Below are 3,066 nucleotides of genomic sequence, written 5' to 3'. Positions count from 1 at the left end.
AAGATTGAGAAACTGTTGTTGCTCCATGACAACCTCCCATATTTATGGGCGCTATGGGACATTACACCGTCATTATAGTGCTACCCGATGTGTGACTTTTTCTGACAATAGTTCGAGGGGCATGACCACTGTCTAATATTTGTTCGCTAAAACACACCAGACAGTGACCGCCATGCCCCTCGAAGAGTTTATCACTCACGTCTTCTGCCTGATCGACGATTTGTACATTTCCATGTTTCCGGAACCAATCTGGCGAAGAGGATTTGCACCAAAACTATCTGATAGTGAGGTTATTACCATGGAGATTGTTGCAGAATGGCAGGGAATCCATGCAGACAAGGCAATATGGGCATATTGTCGTCAATATTGGTCACACCTTTTTCCCTCTATTCCTGATCGCTCTCAATTTACCCGACAAGGGGCCAACCTCTGGCGTGTTAAACAAATGATACAGGAAGCTCTGGTCAAGACGTTGGATGCGGACTGTTCAGACTTGCACATTATTGATGGATTTCCCATAGAAGCTTGTGTGCGAACCCGAGCAGCCAGGAGCAAGGCTTTCAAAGGTGAGGCCGGGTTTGGATACTGTGCTTCGAAGAAGAAACCTTTTTATGGCTTTCAGGGGCACCTTCTTATTGATGCCAGGGGTATTCCTGTCTCGTTGCAGCTGACGGCAGCCAACGTTGATGAACGTGACGTGGCATACGACTTTCTGGAGAAATTATCCGGCATGCTGCTTGGTGACAAGGGATATATACGCCCTGAACTCAAGAGTGACTGCAATGCTCTGGGAATAGATCTACAGACACCTCTGCGATGCAATATGAAAGATGAGCGTCCCAAGTCTTTTGTGAAAAGGATCATGCGTGTGCGGCGGCGAATTGCAACAGTAATAGGGCAGCTGGCTGAATACTTCGATATAGAGTCGTGTGGTTGCCGAGACATGTGGCACCTGACAAGCCGCATGGCTCGAAAGATACTTGCCTATACAACGGGTATTTATCTGAACATTCAGGCTGGAAAAGACCCCATGCAGTTAGAAGGGCTTATCTCAGCCTGAAAGTCACACATCGGGTAGTGCTATATGGTCAATCCACTATTAACAAAAACACCGCCTGTTGCTTTAATATTGAGCAGGTTCAGGCCATGGGCAGTGGTAGTAATTGTCTGAGATGATATGATCAAAATCGGACTTGAACATTGGTTTTAGTGTTTTTGTATTGCTAACTCTGAATATAATGTCTGAAAAGAAATTTTGGTCAAATCTGATGGTAGATTTACCCAGGTCAGTAATATCAAAATACAAACAGCGTAGTGCGGTATAGCGGGAGTAACTGACTACGATTCTGGTACCAACGGGAGCCTTTATGATTTGCGTGTTTCCAATACTGCCACCTCTTATAAGACTCAATTTATGGTAGGGTGTATCTGGGTTTCCATATCGAATTTCTGTATTGCTTTGACGAAGCCAACCGGGAGATAGAAGTCTCAATTCATCAATGGTGATTGTTGCATTGTCGTTAGTCTCATGTTCTATTGTTTCAGAATAAATATCGTCTTCAAAGCCAGCGATGCTTATAGAGGGATATATCATCATTGTTATTAAATAAATAAAGCTTGATATGTGAAGACTGCTTCTAATACTTTTGAAAGATGACATCTTTAGGCTCCTTTATATGATTAAAATGAGGAATAATTAGGTTGGCAGCCTTTTTCTTCCCATTAATGCAAGAGTCTAATGAAAAGTAGAAGGGAGGTATTGCAGGTGCAAGTAAAACGATAGACATCAGTACGTTAAACGATAACGCCTGACATAGGATATATCAGTTATTTGCAACGCAATAAATCTGACCTTGAGTCGCCGTAAGGGGGAAACGTTGATATCGCTCAATAAAACCTTGCATCATGCTCTTGATTACGGAAAACCGTAATAGGATTTCGTCAATCTGATCCAGATAATCCACCCCGTACTCCGGAAGTGGATGGGATCTGGTGGTCCCCTTGGTCTTCAAAACCAATGCGAGCCGCGAAGGCTCTGGTAGGTTCGATTCCTGCTCCTTCCGCCACTTTATTTCGTATAAAGCCTGTAAAATCAATAGGTTGCATTCAAACGACCGTTTGAAATGACAAAAAGTGTACAATGCTTTTCGGTCAGTTTCGGTGACAATTTGCCACCCTTTTGCCATTTTTTTGCCATTTTTTGCCAGACCAGTGTCGCTTATTGGGTGAAGACCCTACTAAACGACCGTTCAAAAAACGAATTTTGTATGCAAAAAAGAAAGGCCGCGAAAAGCGGCCTTCAGGGAAGGGTGATGTGCTATTTTTCGGCGGGTGTGTGGAACATTTCAACGGCCCGTTTGCCCTCGCCCCGATCTTCGGTGGGTATCCACTTTGCGTAGTGCTTGTAGATCATTTCCAACGTCTCATGACCCATCTGTCTTTGCACCCATAAAGGCGTTTCTCCGGACATGAGCATCATGCTGGCGAACGTGTGTCGTGTCATGTACGGTTTGCGGTAGCGGACCCCTGCTTTTTTGAGGGTGGGCTTCCAGTGATCTTCCCTGATTGAGTCATCACCGCTGAACCGTTCGCGTGTTGTGGGATTCAGGAAGACATACTCACCCTGGAGGAAGGAATGCTGCTTTTGTCGTTTGAGTGCGTCGAGTGCCGGTTTGCGTAATGTCACAAGGCGAATACCGCATTTGCTTTTGGGTGGTTCTACTTTGCCTTTGCTTGCGCGGGTGATGACTTCTTCAACTGAAACTTCTTCGGTGACAAAATTGATGTGACACCAGCGCAGGGCAATTAGCTCGCTTGTCCGTAGGCCGGTCCAGAACGCAAATTCAAACAGGTTACGGACTTCGGGGTGTCTACAGGCGTTGAGTATTGCGGCGATTTCTTCTTTGACGAATATGTCGTGATGGAGGGTGTTTTGTTTATCTCTTTTCGCTTTCCTCCCCCGCTTTTTAAGCCGGAAGCCAGCGAGTGCATATTCTGGTTTACTTGAACACCGATTCTGGTCTACTTGAACACCCCCGTCACCTTACGTATTGGCGAGCCTGATTT

3 protein-coding genes and 1 tRNA gene are annotated in these 3,066 nt (G+C 45.3%); 2 read left to right on the top strand and 2 right to left on the bottom strand.

Translation table 11 applies throughout. The annotated features are described in order from the left end of the window. The first annotated feature begins 172 nt into the window (after nucleotides 1–172). The gene (locus tag ABD892_RS11285; protein ID WP_345195759.1) at nucleotides 173–1,060 is read left to right on the top strand and encodes an IS982 family transposase; all 888 of its coding nucleotides are present in this window, start codon (nucleotides 173–175) and stop codon (nucleotides 1,058–1,060) included. Between the two features lie 63 nt (nucleotides 1,061–1,123). On the opposite strand, the gene ABD892_RS11280 is transcribed toward ABD892_RS11285, so the two are convergent. Beyond that, a complete protein-coding gene (locus ABD892_RS11280) occupies nucleotides 1,124–1,660 on the bottom strand; it encodes a hypothetical protein (RefSeq protein ID WP_345195758.1) in 537 nt (178 codons plus the stop codon). 314 nt (nucleotides 1,661–1,974) lie between these two features. On the opposite strand from ABD892_RS11280, the gene ABD892_RS11275 reads away from it, so the two are divergent. Further along, nucleotides 1,975–2,066 (top strand) — tRNA-Sec (locus ABD892_RS11275). Nucleotides 2,067–2,317: 251 nt separating this feature from the next. Here ABD892_RS11275 and ABD892_RS11270 read toward each other — a convergent pair. Then, nucleotides 2,318–2,896 carry a site-specific integrase gene (locus ABD892_RS11270; protein WP_345195760.1) on the bottom strand — a complete coding sequence of 193 codons (579 nt, stop codon included), beginning with the start codon at nucleotides 2,894–2,896 and terminating at the stop codon, nucleotides 2,318–2,320. Nucleotides 2,897–3,066: the final 170 nt, after the last annotated feature.

The sequence above is a fragment of the Kistimonas scapharcae genome, assembly GCF_039540975.1.
GTDB lineage: Bacteria > Pseudomonadota > Gammaproteobacteria > Pseudomonadales > Endozoicomonadaceae > Kistimonas > Kistimonas scapharcae.
This window is presented reverse-complemented; position numbering and strand designations above follow the sequence as displayed.